Consider the following 15888-nt stretch of genomic DNA (forward strand, 5'->3'; position numbering starts at 1 on the left):
TCTGAGATTTATTACCGGGATTTCATTGGAACTGACACGCGGACGGCTTATATTGCACTGCAACAGCGTGAAAGGACCCCCGCCTTGGCTGACATCGACCCCGCACGCCGCCTCAAAGGCCAGAACGCCCCGGTTCCACTCCCGGACAATGTCGCGCTGCTGCTGCAGGGCGGCGGAGCGTTGGGATCGTTCCAGGCGGGCGTCTATGAACGGCTGGATGATCTGAAGATCGAGGTGGACTGGGTCGCGGGCATTTCCATCGGTGCGGTCAACGCGGCGATCATTGCGGGCAACCCGCCCGAACGGCGCATGGAAAGGCTGCATCGCTTCTGGGACCTGGTGAGCGGCGGCATGCCGAATTTCTGGATACCGGAAAACGACCATATCCGGGAGGCCGCGCATCTGGCGGCGGCTGGCGCAGTGGCGATGTTTGGCGTGCCGGGGTTTTTCCGCCCCCACATCATACCCCCGCAATTCATGCCGGAGGGATCGCCGGAAGCCACCAGCCTTTACAATGTGGGCATGCTTGAGGCGACGCTGAACGAACTGATCGACTGGAAGCTGCTGAACGAAGGCCCGGTGCGGCTGTCGGTCGGCGCGGTCGATGTGCAGAGCGGGGATTTCGTCTATTTCGACACGCGCGGACGGGATGGCGAGTTCGGCGCGAATACGAAGATCGATGCGCGGCATATCATGGCGTCCGGCGCGCTGCCGCCCGGCTTCCCCGCGATCAAGATCGGCCGCCGCTATTATTGGGACGGCGGCATCGTGTCGAACACGCCGCTCGCCCATGTGCTCGACCATGCCAGCGGCGATACGCTAGCGTTTCAGGTGGACCTGTTCCCGGCCGAAGGACCGCTGCCGAAGGAACTGACAGACGTCTATTCGCGGCAGAAGGATATCCAATATTCCAGCCGCACCCGGCAGGTAACAGACCAATATCTGCGCATGCGGCGCGAGCACAAAATGGTGCGCGACGCGCTGCGCACCCTGCCGCCGGAGATGCAGGACCATCCTAAGATCAAGGCGGTGTGCGAGACGCTGCGCGACGAGGCGGTCAATATCGTCCACCTGATCTACCGCAGCCGCAACTGGGAAAGCGGCGCGCGCGATTTCGAATTTTCGCGCGCGACCATGCTCGATCACTGGCAGCAGGGGCGGGACGCGGTGGATGGCGTGATGTGCAAGGGCGATATCCTGGCGCAGAACATCCTGAACGGCGAGAGCGCGGCGTTCGACCTCGACCGGCACGATCATCTAACGGAGAAGAGCATATGACCCAAGGCACGTCGCTGGCTGGCAAGACCGCCCTCATCACCGGCTCCACTTCCGGCATCGGTCTGGCCTATGCCAAGACGCTGGCCGGGGAGGGCGCGAATGTCGTCATCAACGGGTTCGGTGACAAGGATGCGATCGAGAAGGAGCGCGCCGGTCTGGAGGCGATCAGCGGAGCGAAGGCGCTCTATAGCGGTCATGACCTGACCAAAGTGGACCAGATCGAGGCGATGATGGCGGAGGCTGCGGCGGCGTTCGGCGGCGTCGATATCCTGATCAATAATGCAGGCGTGCAGCATGTCGCCGCGGTCGAGGAATTCCCGATCGACAAATGGGATCTTATCATTGCGCTGAACCTCAACAGCGCCTTCCACACCTCGCGCCTAGCAATTCCCTATATGAAGTCGAAGAAGTGGGGGCGGATCATTCAGACGGCGTCGGCGCACTCGCTGACTGCCTCGCCTTTCAAGAGCGCCTATGTGACGGCGAAGCACGGCCTTGCCGGCTTCACCAAGACGCTGGCGCTGGAGCTGGCAACATTCGGCGTCACCGCCAACTGTATCTCGCCCGGCTATGTCTGGACTCCGTTGGTGGAGGCGCAGATCCCTGACACGATGAAGGCGCGGGGCATGACGCGCGAGCAGGTGATGAATGACGTGCTGCTCGCCGGACAGCCGACCAAGCAGTTCGTGACATCCGAGCAGGTGGCTGCAATCGCGTTGTTCCTGTGCGGAGACGCGGCCAGCAATATTACCGGCGCGAATATTTCCGTCGATGGCGGGTGGACGGCGCAGTAGCGGAGGCCCTTGATGCGGGCATGGCCGGGCGGCATGACGCTTTCATGCTGAGCCCTGTGTTGTTCCTTCCCGGCCTGTTGTGCGACGCCACCCTGTGGCGCAGCCAGATAGACGGGTTAGCCGACATCATCGCACCCAGCATTGCCGATCTGACCCTGGACAGCAGCGTTGAGGATATGGCTGCACGCGCGCTGGCCGCTGCGCCGCCGGTCTTTTCGCTCGTTGCGCTGTCGATGGGGGGATATGTCGCGTTTGAGATCATGCGGCAGGCACCGGAGCGGGTGTCGCGACTGGCGCTGTTGGCCACGGGAGCAGCCGCGGATGACGAACAGCGCACTGCCGCGCGGCGCAGGGGCGTGGAGTCACTGAAGCTTGGCCGCTTCATGGGGGTTACGGTGCGGATGCTTCCCCAGTTGATCCACCCTTCCCGTGTCGAGAGTGAGCTAGGGGAAACGGTGATGGCCATGGCGCAGCGCGTCGGCGGCGAGGCGTTTCTTAGGCAACAGGAAGCGATAGCGAACCGGCCGGACAGCCGGCCCACCCTGCATGATATCACTGTGCCGGTGATGGTCTGCGTAGGCGACAGCGACGTGCTGACGCCCCTTCCGGCATCCCGGGAAATCCATGCGGGCATCGCCGGGTCGTCGCTGCATATCTTCAAGGATTGCGGGCATCTTCCCGCAATGGAGCGGCCGGATGAGGTGAATGCGCTCCTGCGCGCCTGGCTGAGGGTTGAAATGCCAAGATAGCTGGCCTCGGCCAAATTTCCCCCTATGCTGCCCGTCAGCAAGGGAGATATTGATGCACCTGACCCCCACGGCCGTTCTGGCCGCTTTGCCGTTTATGTTCGCAGCCCCCGCAACCGCCCAGGATATCAGCGCCGCAATCAAGAAGGACATGCCCGGATTGATGGAGCTTTACCGGGACCTGCACAGCAACCCGGAACTTTCCCAACAGGAGGTGAACACGGCGGCTAAGCTTGCCGCGCGGGCCAGGGCAATGGGCTTCACGATCACCGAGAAGGTGGGTGGGACCGGCGTAGTCGCGGTGCTGAAAAATGGGCCGGGACCGGTGCTGCTGATCCGTGCCGACATGGACGGTCTGCCAGTGGTGGAACAGACGGGCCTTCCCTTCGCGTCCAAGGTCAAGGCGACGACGGCGGGTGGCATAGAGAGTGGCGTCATGCACGCCTGCGGCCACGACACGCATATGACTGCCTGGGTCGAGACGGCAAAGCTGCTGACATCCATGAAGGACAAATGGTCGGGCACGCTGGTGATGATCCTTCAGCCCGCCGAGGAAACCGGCAAGGGCGCCCGGATGATGCTGGAGGACGGACTTTATACCCGCTTCCCGCGTCCGACCCATGCGATAGCCTTCCATGACGCGGCGAATTTCGAGGCCGGGCGGATTGCCTACACGCCGGGGCCGGCGCTCGCCAATGTCGACAGCATCGATATCGTCGTGAAGGGCGTGGGTGGGCACGGGGCCTATCCGCAGACGACAAAGGACCCGATCGTGCTGGGCGCGAAGATCGTCATGGCGCTGCAGACATTGGTCAGCCGGGAGCAAAACCCTCATGACCCGGCGGTGGTGACGGTCGGCAGCTTCCGCGCAGGCGCCAAGCACAATATCATTCCCGATGAGGCGACATTGCTTCTGACGGTGCGCAGCTATTCGGACGAAACGCGGGCGAAGCTGATCGACGGGATCAAGCGCATCGCGCGCGGCGAGGCGATCGCGTCCGGCATGCCGGAGGACAAGATGCCCGTGGTGACCGTGCAGGACGAATTTACTCCGTCCACCTATAATCCGCCAGAATTCGCCGAGCAGATGGCGACAGTGCTGCGGGGGCATTTCCCGCCGGGAACGGTGGTGAAGGCTCCGGCGGTCATGGGTGGCGAGGATTTCGGCCGCTTCTGGCGGGAGGACAAGTCGATCAAGAGCCTGATCTTCTGGGTCGGCGGCGTACCATCCGCACAAATGGCGGAGGCGGCGAAAGGCAAGGCGTTGCCATCCCTGCACAGCCCGTTCTGGGCGCCGGAAGCGGAAAAGGTCATTCCGACCGCAGCGGAGGCTATGACCGTGTTGGCACTGGATATTCTGAAGAAGAAATAAGCGGCGAGCTTATTTTCTGCCGTCCGCCTGGAAAGTGCTCGTCAGTATCTTGCCGGGAGGAAATTTGTCGCCCGTGGGAATCGGGTTGATTTCCGGGGCTGTCCTGGGAGTGGTGGGTTGGGCGGCCGGCTGGGTAGGAGCCTTTTGCTCCGGCGGTGTCGTATAGCTGTCCAGCACCAGCGTCGGCGCGGAAGCACTGGCCAGCGGTGCGGAAGGGTCGGCAGGCGGCGTCTGCGAAGGCCGGGGCATTGGTGCGGCCTGTGGAGCGGCGGCTTGCTCAACCATGTTCGATGCGGCTTCTTCCGACGCATTCGCCGCATTGTCCGCGCCGCCCGTTGGCAGGTTGCCGGCGAATACGCCTACGGCGAGCGCGATCAACACGGTGATGATGGCGAAGCTCTTATACATCTTCAGACCGGACCATGGTGGAAAAGGCAGCCCTTATCGCGCCGTCACGGTAAAGATTTGGTGAGCGCCCCGGCTCAGGCGGGTTCGGGCGTCCTTTCCTTCGCCTGCTTCCGTGGAACGGACGCGGCGTCGCGCAATATGTCGGCCAGCATCCTGAACTCTTCACCCCTTGGGCTGTTCTTGCGCCAAACGAGAGCGATATCGCGCCGGGCATGCTCCGACTTGAGCGGACGGGCGACAATATGCGTGTTATTCAAAATGCCCCCCTGGATCGCCATTTCCGGCAGCATGGTAAGGCCGAGGCCATTTTCCACCATCTGCACCAGCGTATGGAGGGAGGTGCCCATCATCGTCGCCTCCGCGCGCAATTCGGGCCGGTTGCACGCGGCGAGCGCATGATCCTTCAGGCAATGCCCGTCCTCCAGCAGCAGCAGGCGGCTTTCATCGATCATTTCCGGCGCGATGGCGGCGGGCGGATCGCGCGGATCGTCTTTCGGGAAAGCGACGAACAGCGCGTCGGACATCAACAGTTCGCTCTCCACCTCTCCGGTGGCGTAGGGAAGGGCCAGCAGCACACAATCGACATGGCCGTGGCGAAGGGATTCGACCGCGGCATGGCTGGTTTCCTCCCGCAGATAGAGTTTCAGCTCCGGCTTGTCCGTGCGCAGGCGGGGCAGCAGCCTGGGGAGAAGGAAAGGGGCGATGGTTGGGATGACGCTCATGCGCAATTCGCCGCAGAGGGGCTTGCCGGACGCCTGGGCGATGGCGGCCAGTTCCTCTGCTTCGCGCAGAACGCGGTGAGCCTTCTCCACGATCCGGTCGCCCAATGCGGTGAAGCGGACGACGCGGCGCGTGCGTTCGACCAGCGTGATGCCGACCAGGGATTCCAGCTCGCGGATGCCGGCCGAAAGCGTCGATTGGGTAACGAAACAGGCGTCCGCAGCCTTGCCGAAATGCCCCTGTTCCTTGAGCGCAACAAGATATTGCAGTTGCTTTAGGGTGGGCATGTAACTGGACATTCATCGATCCCTTCGATTGAATGTCTGAATATAATCGCTCTATCCGATATATCCAGCCCATTTGGCAAAGCCGAACAGCGAAGTGAGCGTCAGGATGATGCCGACTGCGGTCAGCAGAACGCGGGGCGCGATATGGCGGGCGAGCATGGCGCCGAACGGGGCCGCGATCACCCCCCCGATCAGCAGGCCGACGGTAGCAAGCGTGAACGCGGTTAGGCCGATGTTGAAGATGAAGGCGATGCTGATGCTGAGGGTCAGCACAAATTCAACGCTGTTGACCGTGCCTATGGTGTGACGCGGGCTGGCCCCCTGGATCAGCAGGTTGGACGTCACGATCGGACCCCAGCCGCCGCCGCCTGTCGCATCCATGAAGCCGCCGATCAGGCCGAGCGGCGTCACGATCTTCGGGCTGCGGCTTTGCGGCGGATAATGGAAACCGCGCCAGATCAGCCAGATGCCGATGCAGATAAGATAAGCCTGAATGAATGGTTTTATGAAACCACCGTCGATGTTCGACAGCACATAGGCGCCAAGCACCCCGCCAATGACGCCGGGAATGACCAGCCGGGAAAAGAGTTTCCAGTCCACATTACGGTGCCAGATATGGCTGATCGCCGAGACGCCCGTCGTGCATGTTTCGGCCGCGTGCACACCGGCCGAGGCCGCAGCGGGAGGGACGCCCATCGTCAGCATCAGGGTGCTGGAGATCACGCCATAGGCCATGCCGAGCGCGCCATCGACCATCTGCGCGCCGAACCCCACAAGGATGAAAGGAAGAATGTCCTGAAAATTGATGGATGCCGCATGCGCGGCAAGCGAATCAAGCATGACTTCCCCTAGGCCGTAATTGTCTACTTCTCTGCTTGGCTTTCCAAAAGGCTCCAAGCAAGTTTCTCTTGGGGGATCAGAAGGCAAATAGCGACCCCATCTGGAATTATTAAGGGGCAATGACTATTATCCGGTCTGTTCAGGGATAAGGGCGGGCTTATGCTCAACAGGCTGATTGCATATCTGGATTCGGTGAAGGCGCGGGACCCCGCGCCGCGTTCGCGCGCTGAGATCCTGCTTTATCCCGGTGTCTGGTCGCTGGCCTATCATCGCATTGCGCACGCCCTGTATCGCCGCCGGCTCTATTTTCTGGCTCGCGCGGTCAATCACTGGTCGCGCTTTCTGACGGCCAACGACATTCATCCCGGTGCGAAGATCGGCCGGAATCTTTTCATCGATCACGGCTTTACGGTGATCGGGGAGACGGCCGAGATCGGCGATGACGTCACCATCTACCAGAATGTCACGCTTGGCGGCACAGACCCGGCCAACGGCATTGCAGGCAAGCGGCATCCCACGATCGCCGATGGCGTGATCATCGGGTCGGGCGCGCAGGTGCTTGGGCCGATCGTGGTTGGCGCGCGCGCGCGCGTTGGCGCGAACGCGGTGGTGACCAAGGCTGTGCCGGAGGGCGCGACTATGGTCGGCATCCCTGCGCGCCAGGTGCTGGTAGACGTCACCGCCTATCAGCGCGAGTTCGTCCCTTATGGCACGCCATGCAGCGACAGTTTCGACCCGGCCACGCAGAAGCTGGAGTTGCTCCAGTGCGAGGTGGAGAATCTGCGCAAGCGCCTGGCCGAACTGATCGAGGAGAAGGCGCAGCGTGAAGCGCCCGCCCCGGCTCCCGTTAAGGAGCGCGGTCGCGCCTGATGACCAATGTCACGCCGTTCCCCGCCAATGGCGCAATACCGGCGCAGACCGGGTTCGAGCGGCAGGAACTGATGCGGATCATGGACCTTTACGGGCGTATGGTTTCCGCCGGACACTGGCGGGATTACGCCATCGACCTGGGCAAGGATGCGGCGATCTTCTCCGCATTTCGCAGGTCGGCCGAGCGGCCGGAATATCGCATTGAGAAACGGCCGGCGCTGCGCAACCGTCAGGGCATGTGGGCGCTGATCGGCGAGGCCGGCGCAGTGTTGAAGCGCGGAGCGGATCTGGGACCGGTGCTCGCGCCCGTTGAGCGCAAGCTTATGCGGCTGGTGGAGGAATAGGGCGGCGAGAGGCCGCCGTCAGGCCTTTACCGCCGCCTCCCGGTCCAGATAGGGAAGGCGGCCGCGAATATCCTCAGGCAATCCCTCCACCACCAGCTTTCGCGCCTTATGCCATAGCGCGGACAGCAGCAGCAGCGCCGAGCCGATGATGAGCGCGGTGAACGCCCAGGACAATTCCACCGCTCCGGCCTGTTCCATGAGCGCGTACAGGGCGTAGAGCACATAGGCGAGGCTGGATACCAGCAGCGCCCGGCGATCGATCGCCAGGGCAACGAGGCCGAAGGCGACGTAGAGCAGCAATACCGTTATCGCCGTGCCAGCGCCCATCTCGCCATCGAATACGCCGAGCAGGTGGAACATGCTGTGCGCGATCATCGGGGCGGCGGTGAGGTGCAGCCAGAAAGCGACGTCGGACCGGCGGGTCGTGCGGCCCCGGTCGCTCATGTCCCACCACATTGCGGCGGCGAAGATGCCCAGCCCGGCCAGCAGAACCAGCCAGAAAAGCGCGCCCTCGATCCGGGGTATGGCCGCATAGACAAGCGCTATGCCCACGCCCGCGACCGCCAGCGCTCCTGCGGCTACAGTGATCGGCACCATGAAGCGCTTCCAATGAAACCAGATGGCGATGGCCGTCGCCAGCGCGATTCCCGATGCCAGAAGTCCACCGGCGCGTGGCGCGGGATCAGGCACGACCTGCAAGACAAGCGCGGCCAATGCAAAGGTGACGCCCCCCGCAAAGCCGAGGAGCAACAGGATGCTCGGCAGCGCCATGCGCCGTTGCCGGGTGAAATATTCGGCCAGGCCCCAGGAGGTGGCGGCAATGAACAGGCCGGACGCGACGGACGGCTGATAGTCCGCCGCGCCAAGGCGCACCGTGTTTCCGAGCCAGCCCACCGCAACAAGCAGTATCGTTGCAGCAATAGTCACGAAAATATCGTTGAAGCCCGTCAGCAACCGGAAATGTTCTTCATCGACCAGGGGACTCGCGCGAAGCCGGGAGACATGGGCGCGAAGCGCCTCTGCCGCCTCAGCGCTAATGGCTCCGGCTTCCACGGCATTCTGGAGGTCGCTCTCGCTATACATGGCCGATTTCCTCTCTTCGGCCGGAAGATAGCAGTGGTGTGTTGATATAGCAATACACATGCGGCGCGCCGCGATTGCAATAAAACTGTCATCAAAATTCCTCGAAACGGAAACAATACAGTCATAATTGCCCGGCGCGGACATAGCCGGACGACCGGACAAGGAATAGATATAGATGCGTATGAGATTGTTCGGAGCGACCGCGATTGCCGCTCTCGCCTGGCCGCATGCTGTGATGGCGCAGGGGCTTAGCGCGGAGGAAGCCGCGCAACTGCGTGCTGAAATCGCCGCGCTGAAAGCACAGGTGTCGAAGCTGGAATCGCGATTGGACGGCGTGGAAGCGGCTGCCGCCGCGCCGGTTCCCGCCGCTGGTGTAGTTCCCGGAACACCAGCGCCCGCTCAGGTCGCTAGCGCGGCCCAGCCCGAAACCAAGATCGGCTGGAAGGGATCGCCGCTGTTCAGCCGTGGAGACGCCAGCTTCAAGGTGAAGGGGCGCATCCAATATGATGCAGGCTATGTCTCCGCGCCCAAGAGCGTCAATGATCGCGCGGTCGGTTTCTCCAACGAGCTTCGCCGCCTGCGCCTGGGAGGCGAGGGCAAGCTGGGCGGCGGGTTCGGCTATAAGCTGGAGACGGAGCTTTCCGACAATACCGTCGATCTGGTCGACACCTATATCACCTATGAGCATGGAAAGTGGCTGGTTACGCTGGGCAATCACAACCAGTTCCAGTCGCTGGACGAGTTGATAAGCGATACCGCGGGATCGGTAATGGAGCGTGCCGCGTTCACCGACGCTTTCGGATTTGAACGCCGTCTGGGCCTTTCCGTGCAATATCAGAACGGCCCGATCCTCGCACAGGGCGGCATCTTCTCTGACAGCGCGGATTCTCTCACCAACGCCAGCGATGGTCCCAATGGCGGCGACGAAAATAACAGCTTTGGCCTCGACGGGCGGCTGGTGTTCGCGCCCAAATTGGGTCCTGTGCAGCTCCATCTCGCCGGTTCCTATCATTGGCGCGATTTCAAACGCTTGTCGGAAACGCCGCAGCGGTACCGCCAGCGGGCGTTCCTGCATTCGATCAACAGCCGCTTCCTTTCGACCCAGGCCATTTCCGCAGAGGGTGAGAGCCATTACGGCGCTGAGGCCGGAGCGATTATGGGGCAATGGCATGTCGCCGGCGAGGCGCATTGGTTGCGGGTATTCCGTCCCGGCCTGGCCGACCCCACTTTCTTCGGCGGTTATGCGGAGATCGGCTATTATATCACCAAGGGCGATTCCCGGCCCTATAAGGCAGGCATCATGGGAACGGCTGATCCCAAAAATCCGGTCAGCAAGGGTGGGCCAGGCGCGATCCAGGTGAATCTGCGCTATGACTATCTGGATATGAATGACACGGGCATTATCGGCGGCAAGCAGAACGCCTATATCGCCGGCATCATCTGGACCCCGATCAATTATCTGCGCTTCAACATGAATTATGCGCACATCAGATATGACGACGCCGCAATCCTTGCAGGAACCCGCGCGGACTACGGCGTTGATGTCATGGGTGTGCGGGCCGAACTGGACTTCTGACGGCCAGCCCTAAAAGATCCGGCTTGGATTGAGGAAAATCGGCTTGCTCCTGTTGTCGCAGGAGCAAGCAGCCCCAAGCCTAGAGCTTCCCATATTTTGCTTCGAAACCGGCGATGTCGCCCGCCGCGAGATATTTTGCCTGATCGACCCAATGGTCGCGGACCGGGCGGCCCTTGAACGCGCCCAATTGGGCATCGACCTTGGCGAGATCGGTGTCGGTCCATCCCGCAATCTGCGCGAAGCTGGTGACGCCAAGGTCAACGAGCATCGTATTGAGCTTGGGGCCTACGCCTTTCAGCAGCAGCAAATCGTCGGGCGCTGAAGGCGCTGCGGGCGCAGGCTTGGCGGCCGCAGGTTCAGCCGCTTTTTTTGGAGCCGCCTTGGGCTTGGCTGCCGCGGCGGCAGGCTCCGCCTTCGGTTTTGCCTCAGCCTTGGCCTTTTCAGGCTTTGCGGCGGGCGTTGCAACGGGTGCTGCGCTGGCCGCCTTCGGCGCGGCGGCTTTCCTGGGGGCTGGTTTCTCAGCGGCTGGAGCAGGCGTTGGAACTGCCGGCTTCTTGACTGTTTTGGCTGCAGCTTTGGGCGTCTTGGCAGGGACGGGTGCATCCACAACCGGCTTTGCGGCCACCGCCTTTTTCGCGGCTGGCTTTTTCACGGCCGGAGCGGGTTCGCTGACCAGAGCGGCCGCTTTCGCAGGGGGAGGCGCGGCGGCGGGTTCGGCGGCCTTTGCCGGTTCGGGCGCTGGCGCGAGTTCCGCGGCGGCCTTGCTGGTCACCGGAGGCTTGATTTCCGTGGCGGCTGGCTTGACCGTCTCGGACGGTGGAGCGGCGTCCTTCTTGCCCGACAGGAAGAAGAACAGCACGATGATGATCAGCAGCGCAATCAGAAGCCACAGGCCATAGTCGGCAAAAAATGTGCTCATGTGGATAATCCTTTCCCGAACTAGGAATGATAGCGGGATGAACGGCCGAGTCCACATGCAACGCCCTGCAAAGGCAAGGGCTCATGCGGCATAATGGGACGACTGGCGGGTCTTTGGCGTGGATTATATGGTAAGTTGCTGATTTACAGCCTTTCCTGCCGTCGATTTGGCATTATCCCGCTTTTTCGCGTTCCACTTCGCGCCAGCCAATGTCGCGGCGGCAGAAGCCGCTCGGGAAATCGATCCGGTCAACTGCGGCATAGGCGATGGTCTGCGCCTGCGTCGCGGAACCGCCAGTCGCCGTGACATTCAGCACGCGCCCGCCATTGGCGACGAGCTTTCCATCTTTCAGCGCGGTGCCGGCATGGAAAACCTTTGCCCGATCCTGCTCCGCGCCATCCAGGCCGGAAATGGCGCCGCCCTTTTCCGGCGTGCCGGGATAGCCATTCGCCGCCATGACGATGGTCAGAGCCGTCTCGTCACGCAAAGTGACGGGGCCATGCTCCGCCAGCTTGCCCTGCGCCACGGCCAGCAGCAGTTCGACCAGATCGCCCTCCAGCCGCATCATCAGCACCTGACATTCCGGATCGCCGAAGCGAGCATTATATTCGATCAGCTTTGGCCCGGTCTCGGTCAGCATCAGCCCGGCATAGAGCACGCCGCTATAAGGCATGCCTTCCGCCGCCAGCGTTTCGACCGTGGGCTGAATGATCTCCGCCATGACGCGCGCTTCCAGCTCCGGCGTCAGGACAGGCGCGGGGCTGTATGCGCCCATGCCGCCAGTGTTTGGGCCGGTGTCGCCATCGCCGACGCGCTTATGGTCCTGTGCGGAGCCGAAGGGGATGACCGTAGAGCCATCGGTCAGGGCGAAGAAGCTCGCCTCCTCGCCGGTCATGAACTCCTCGATCACCACTTCCTCGCCGGCTTTGCCGAACGCGCCGGAGAACATCTCCGCAATCGCGTCCTCGGCCTCCTGCCGCGTCGTGGCGATGATAACGCCCTTTCCGGCGGCGAGGCCATCCGCCTTGATGACGACCGGCAGGCCGAAATCGTCAAGCGCAGCGAGTGCGCCATCCTTGCTCGTCAACCGCTCGTAACCGGCCGTCGGAATGTTTGCGCGCTTGCACAGATCCTTGGTGAAACCCTTTGATCCTTCAAGCTGGGCGGGCTTCTTGTCCGGGCCGAACACCGGTACGCCCATAGTGCGCAGATTGTCGCCTAGGCCGTCGACCAGCGGCGCTTCCGGCCCGATGACGACCAGGCCGATCGAATGGCGGATGCAGAAATCGAGGATGGCGCGATGATCGGCCGGATCGATATCGACCAGCTCCGCATGCTGCGCTATGCCCGGATTGCCCGGCGCGGCGTAAAGCTGCGTGAGCAGAGGCGATTGCGCCATCCGCCATGCCAGCGCATGTTCGCGCCCACCGCCGCCAAGCAAAAGGATGTTCATCGCCCGTCATGTCTCCCGAATATGATCCCGCCGGCCGCCTGTTAGCGGAGGAAACCCCCGGCGACAACGCACCTCCCCTGAGTGTCAGCGAATTGTCCGGCATGCTGAAGCGCACCGTCGAGGACCGCTTTGGCCATGTGAAGCTGCGCGGCGAGATCTCCGGGTTCAAGCGCGCGGCGTCCGGCCATCTCTATCTGGCGCTGAAAGATGACAGCGCCGTCATTGACGGGGTGATGTGGAAGGGCGGGGCGGGGCGTCTCGCCTTTTCGCCGCAGGATGGCGTGGAGGTGATCGCCACCGGCAAGCTCACCACCTATCCGGGCCGGTCGAAATATCAGATCGTGATCGATCGGATGGAACTGGCGGGTGAGGGCGCGCTGATGGCGCTGCTCGAAAAACTCAAGCGCCAACTCGGCGCAGAGGGGCTATTCGATCCCGCGCGCAAAGTCCCGCTGCCCTTTCTGCCCAAGGTGATTGGCGTAGTGACCTCGCCCACCGGTGCGGTCATCCGCGACATATTGCATCGGCTGGAGGATCGCTGCCCGACGCATGTGCTCGTCTGGCCAGTGCTGGTGCAGGGCGAGAGCGCGGCGGCGCAGGTGGCGGCGGCGGTGCGCGGCTTTGATGCGATGCGCCCCGGCGGTCCATTGCCGCGTCCCGATCTGGTGATCGTCGCGCGTGGCGGCGGGTCGATCGAGGATCTCTGGGCGTTTAATGAGGAAGCAGTGGTGCGCGCCGTGGCCGAGTGCAGCCTCCCGATCATTTCCGCCGTCGGGCATGAGACCGACACGACGCTGTGCGACTATGCGGCCGACGTACGCGCGCCCACGCCCACCGCCGCCGCCGAAATGGCGGTGCCGGTCCGCGCAGAGCTGCTGGCGGTGTTGACCGAAAGCGGTCTGCGCGCCGGGCGGGCCGTGCGGCGCGGCGCGGGTCAGGCGCGGGAGCGGCTGGAAACGCAGGTTCGCCTGATGCCTCGCCCCGACACGCTGCTCGCGCCGCAAAGGCAGAGGGCCGACGATCTGGGCGAACGGCTGGGGCGCGGGCTTCGCCATCGTCTTACTGACGCGCGGCGGGAATTGTCGGACGCGGGCGGCGCGCTTCGCCCCATCCTCCTGCAGAACCGCCTCGCGCGGGAGTGGCAGCGGTTGCAGGGTGCGCGGCTGCGCCCGCAAATGCTGACCCGTCCGCTGGCTGACGGGCGGCAGGCGCTTGACCGGTTGTGGCGTCTGGCGGTCTCGCTGGACCCCGACCGGCCGCTTTCGCGGGGCTTCGCCAGGGTGATGGCGGGCGGCAAACTGATAAGCAGTGTGAGTGACGCCAAGGCGGCGGGACGCGTTATGTTGCACTTCCAAGACGGCGAAACCCCCGCCAGCATCGGCGGCGGGGTTGAGAAAGCGCCTCCGCCCGATATATCGGAACATAAGCAAGGCACGCGCAACAAGCCGCGTGCTCCCGATGAGACGCGGCAGCAGGACTTGTTCACCTGACTTGCCACAAATACGGACCGGAATATCGCCTATGCTCATGTCCAACAGCGAACGTCCGCCGGCGCGGCTTCATTATATGGCGTACAGCTTTCGCGTGCTGACCGCCGGGGACCATGTGGTGTGTGCGGTCAGCGGCGCACGTATCCCGCTGGAGGATTTGCGATACTGGAGCATCGCGCGGCAGGAGGCCTATGCGACCGCGCAACTTTCGGTCGAGGCGGAGATCAAGGACCGGGCCGCGCGCGGATTGCCGGGGTGAACATGCGCATAGCGCCGGGACTTGCCGTCCTTGGCCTTCTCGCCGGATGTGCGGCGCCCAGGCAGGCTGGACCGGAACCAGCCATCGCGAGCGTGCCAGAGGTCAAGATCACCCAGGAGCCATCCCGGACTGACTTCGCCTTTGAAGGCGCAATCGCTCAGGGCGGCGCCGTGATAGGCACTGCGCCGAGCGGCACAGTGGCTTTGCGCTTTGGCGCCATGACGGTTCCCGTCGCTGATGACGGACGCTTTCTGATCGCCTTCGACCGTGATGCGGGACCTGTCGCTACACTGTCCGCACGGCTGGCGGACGGGACAAGCATCGCCAAATCGCTGAACGTCCTCCCGCGCGCCTGGCGGCTGGAGAGGGTCGATGCCCCCCTGCGCTCGATCGCCAGCAGCGAAGCCTTCATGACAATCCGCAAGCCGGAACTGGAGCGTATTGCGGCTGCCCGCGCCGTGCAGACGGGCAGCCAGGGATGGCGTCAGCGGTTCATATGGCCACGCACCGGCCGCATCTCCGGCCTGTTCGGCGCGCAGCGCATCTATCGCGGAGAGTCTGGGGCCTATCATGGCGGCATCGACATCGCCGCCGCGACGGGCGCGCCGGTGCTTGCGCCCGCCGATGGCGTCGTCATCCTCGCCGCCGCTGCGCCCTTCACGCTGGAGGGGTATCTGCTGATGATCGATCATGGCGCCGGTCTCAACAGCGCCTTCCTGCACCTCTCGCGCATAGACGTGAAGGAAGGGCAGGCGGTGAAGAAGGGGCAATTGATCGGCGCGGTGGGCAGCACTGGCCGGGCGACCGGTGCGCATCTCCACTGGGGATTGAAATGGAACGACGCGCGTATCGACCCGCTGTTGCTTACTGGACCGATGCCGGGCGCAGGTGCGCCTGATCCCGGCATGCCCAGCGACTAGCAACTACCCGACGCGCTTGACCTTCACCGCTGGCCAGCCGTTGACGCTGGCCTTGTAGGAGCCGAGCGCTGCGCGTTTTATGCTGATCTTCAAACCTGGCTTTGGCGTGCCGTAGGGCATTGGATCGGCTGTCTGCCACTGCGATCCGTCCTCAAGTGTGAATACCCAGATGCCATAGGACATAGAGCGAAGATTTTTGATTGTGTCATCAATCTGCGTGACCCGGTTTTCATCATCGTCATTTTTGTCGTCATCACCGCCGCCCAGAAAAGGCAGCTTTGGCATGGAAAAGCCGAACAGGGATCGGCGGGTCTGACGCACATCCTCTTTGTCCATCACGACGACTTCATTTTTCTCTGTCGCCGATTCGATAGCGGAGACCTGTTCGTCATAGCAGGCGAGACGGGCGGCTGAATCCGTGATCGCGCGGCAGTCCAGAAGTTTGCTCAATGCGCGGGGGGGAGCCTTTTGCGCGGCTTGTACGGGGATTGCCGACACAATGCCGGCGCACGCCAAAGTCGCGCAGATC

At 63.1% G+C, this 15888-nt stretch carries 17 protein-coding genes; 10 read left to right on the plus strand and 7 right to left on the minus strand.

Annotated elements, in window-relative coordinates; translation table 11 throughout:
* The first annotated feature begins 84 nt into the window (after positions 1-84).
* The 4 genes from KFK14_RS06405 (at position 85) to KFK14_RS06420 (ending at position 4190) form a co-directional block, all read left to right on the plus strand.
* On the plus strand, positions 85-1278 hold the full coding sequence (locus KFK14_RS06405) for a DUF3734 domain-containing protein (protein WP_212610290.1): 1194 nt from the start codon (positions 85-87) through the stop codon (positions 1276-1278).
* Entirely contained in the window at positions 1275-2072 is a 798-nt protein-coding gene (locus KFK14_RS06410) for a 3-hydroxybutyrate dehydrogenase (protein WP_212610291.1), read from the plus strand. Before KFK14_RS06405 ends, KFK14_RS06410 begins: the two co-directional genes overlap by 4 nt.
* Positions 2003-2821 (plus strand): alpha/beta fold hydrolase, encoded by an 819-nt coding sequence (locus KFK14_RS06415; RefSeq protein WP_246524927.1) that lies wholly within the window; start codon positions 2003-2005, stop codon positions 2819-2821. The genes KFK14_RS06410 and KFK14_RS06415 overlap by 70 nt, the downstream gene beginning before the upstream one ends.
* A 94-nt stretch (positions 2822-2915) precedes the next feature.
* Positions 2916-4190, plus strand: coding sequence for an amidohydrolase (locus KFK14_RS06420; RefSeq protein ID WP_246525028.1), 1275 nt, complete (start codon positions 2916-2918; stop codon positions 4188-4190).
* 9 nt (positions 4191-4199) lie between these two features.
* Here KFK14_RS06420 and KFK14_RS06425 read toward each other — a convergent pair whose 3' ends face one another.
* The 3 genes from KFK14_RS06425 to KFK14_RS06435 form a co-directional block, all read right to left on the minus strand.
* A complete protein-coding gene (locus KFK14_RS06425) occupies positions 4200-4598 on the minus strand; it encodes a hypothetical protein (protein WP_212610293.1) in 399 nt (132 codons plus the stop codon).
* A 74-nt stretch (positions 4599-4672) separates the two neighbouring features.
* Positions 4673-5617 carry a hydrogen peroxide-inducible genes activator gene (locus KFK14_RS06430; protein ID WP_070151621.1) on the minus strand — a complete coding sequence of 315 codons (945 nt, stop codon included), beginning with the start codon at positions 5615-5617 and terminating at the stop codon, positions 4673-4675.
* Positions 5618-5656: 39 nt separating this feature from the next.
* Complete coding sequence (locus KFK14_RS06435; protein ID WP_070151623.1) at positions 5657-6445, minus strand: sulfite exporter TauE/SafE family protein; 789 nt, start codon at positions 6443-6445, stop codon at positions 5657-5659.
* Positions 6446-6604: 159 nt separating this feature from the next.
* On the opposite strand from KFK14_RS06435, the gene epsC reads away from it, so the two are divergent.
* Together epsC and KFK14_RS06445 are read left to right on the plus strand one after the other, a co-directional pair.
* Positions 6605-7315: a serine O-acetyltransferase EpsC gene (gene epsC / locus KFK14_RS06440; protein ID WP_070151624.1), complete on the plus strand. Its 711-nt coding sequence runs from the start codon at positions 6605-6607 to the stop codon at positions 7313-7315.
* The gene (locus tag KFK14_RS06445; protein ID WP_212610294.1) at positions 7315-7659 is read left to right on the plus strand and encodes a DUF2794 domain-containing protein; all 345 of its coding nucleotides are present in this window, start codon (positions 7315-7317) and stop codon (positions 7657-7659) included. Before epsC ends, KFK14_RS06445 begins: the two co-directional genes overlap by 1 nt.
* Positions 7660-7677: 18 nt before the next feature.
* On the opposite strand, the gene KFK14_RS06450 is transcribed toward KFK14_RS06445, so the two are convergent.
* Positions 7678-8742 carry a hypothetical protein gene (locus tag KFK14_RS06450; RefSeq protein ID WP_212610295.1) on the minus strand — a complete coding sequence of 355 codons (1065 nt, stop codon included), beginning with the start codon at positions 8740-8742 and terminating at the stop codon, positions 7678-7680.
* 175 nt (positions 8743-8917) lie between these two features.
* Between KFK14_RS06450 and KFK14_RS06455 the strand changes: the two genes are divergently transcribed.
* Positions 8918-10318: an OprO/OprP family phosphate-selective porin gene (locus tag KFK14_RS06455; protein WP_246524929.1), complete on the plus strand. Its 1401-nt coding sequence runs from the start codon at positions 8918-8920 to the stop codon at positions 10316-10318.
* Positions 10319-10397: 79 nt separating this feature from the next.
* On the opposite strand, the gene KFK14_RS24325 is transcribed toward KFK14_RS06455, so the two are convergent.
* A complete protein-coding gene (locus KFK14_RS24325; RefSeq protein WP_425516659.1) occupies positions 10398-11237 on the minus strand; it encodes a hypothetical protein in 840 nt (279 codons plus the stop codon).
* 172 nt (positions 11238-11409) lie between these two features.
* A complete protein-coding gene (gene purD, locus KFK14_RS06465; RefSeq protein WP_212610296.1) occupies positions 11410-12690 on the minus strand; it encodes a phosphoribosylamine--glycine ligase in 1281 nt (426 codons plus the stop codon).
* An 8-nt stretch (positions 12691-12698) separates the two neighbouring features.
* On the opposite strand from purD, the gene xseA reads away from it, so the two are divergent.
* The 3 genes from xseA to KFK14_RS06480 are packed head-to-tail and all read left to right on the plus strand — an operon-like array spanning position 12699 to position 15359.
* A complete protein-coding gene (gene xseA / locus KFK14_RS06470; RefSeq protein ID WP_212610297.1) occupies positions 12699-14180 on the plus strand; it encodes an exodeoxyribonuclease VII large subunit in 1482 nt (493 codons plus the stop codon).
* Between the two features lie 31 nt (positions 14181-14211).
* Positions 14212-14439, plus strand: coding sequence for a DUF2093 domain-containing protein (locus KFK14_RS06475; protein ID WP_070151641.1), 228 nt, complete (start codon positions 14212-14214; stop codon positions 14437-14439).
* A gap of 2 nt (positions 14440-14441) precedes the next feature.
* The gene (locus tag KFK14_RS06480; RefSeq protein WP_212611068.1) at positions 14442-15359 is read left to right on the plus strand and encodes a M23 family metallopeptidase; all 918 of its coding nucleotides are present in this window, start codon (positions 14442-14444) and stop codon (positions 15357-15359) included.
* 3 nt (positions 15360-15362) lie between these two features.
* Here KFK14_RS06480 and KFK14_RS06485 read toward each other — a convergent pair whose 3' ends face one another.
* Positions 15363-15875, minus strand: a complete 513-nt coding sequence (locus KFK14_RS06485; protein WP_212610298.1) for a hypothetical protein — start codon at positions 15873-15875, stop codon at positions 15363-15365.
* Positions 15876-15888 lie beyond the last annotated feature (13 nt).

It is taken from the genome of Sphingobium phenoxybenzoativorans (genome assembly GCF_018286635.1).
GTDB lineage: Bacteria > Pseudomonadota > Alphaproteobacteria > Sphingomonadales > Sphingomonadaceae > Sphingobium > Sphingobium phenoxybenzoativorans.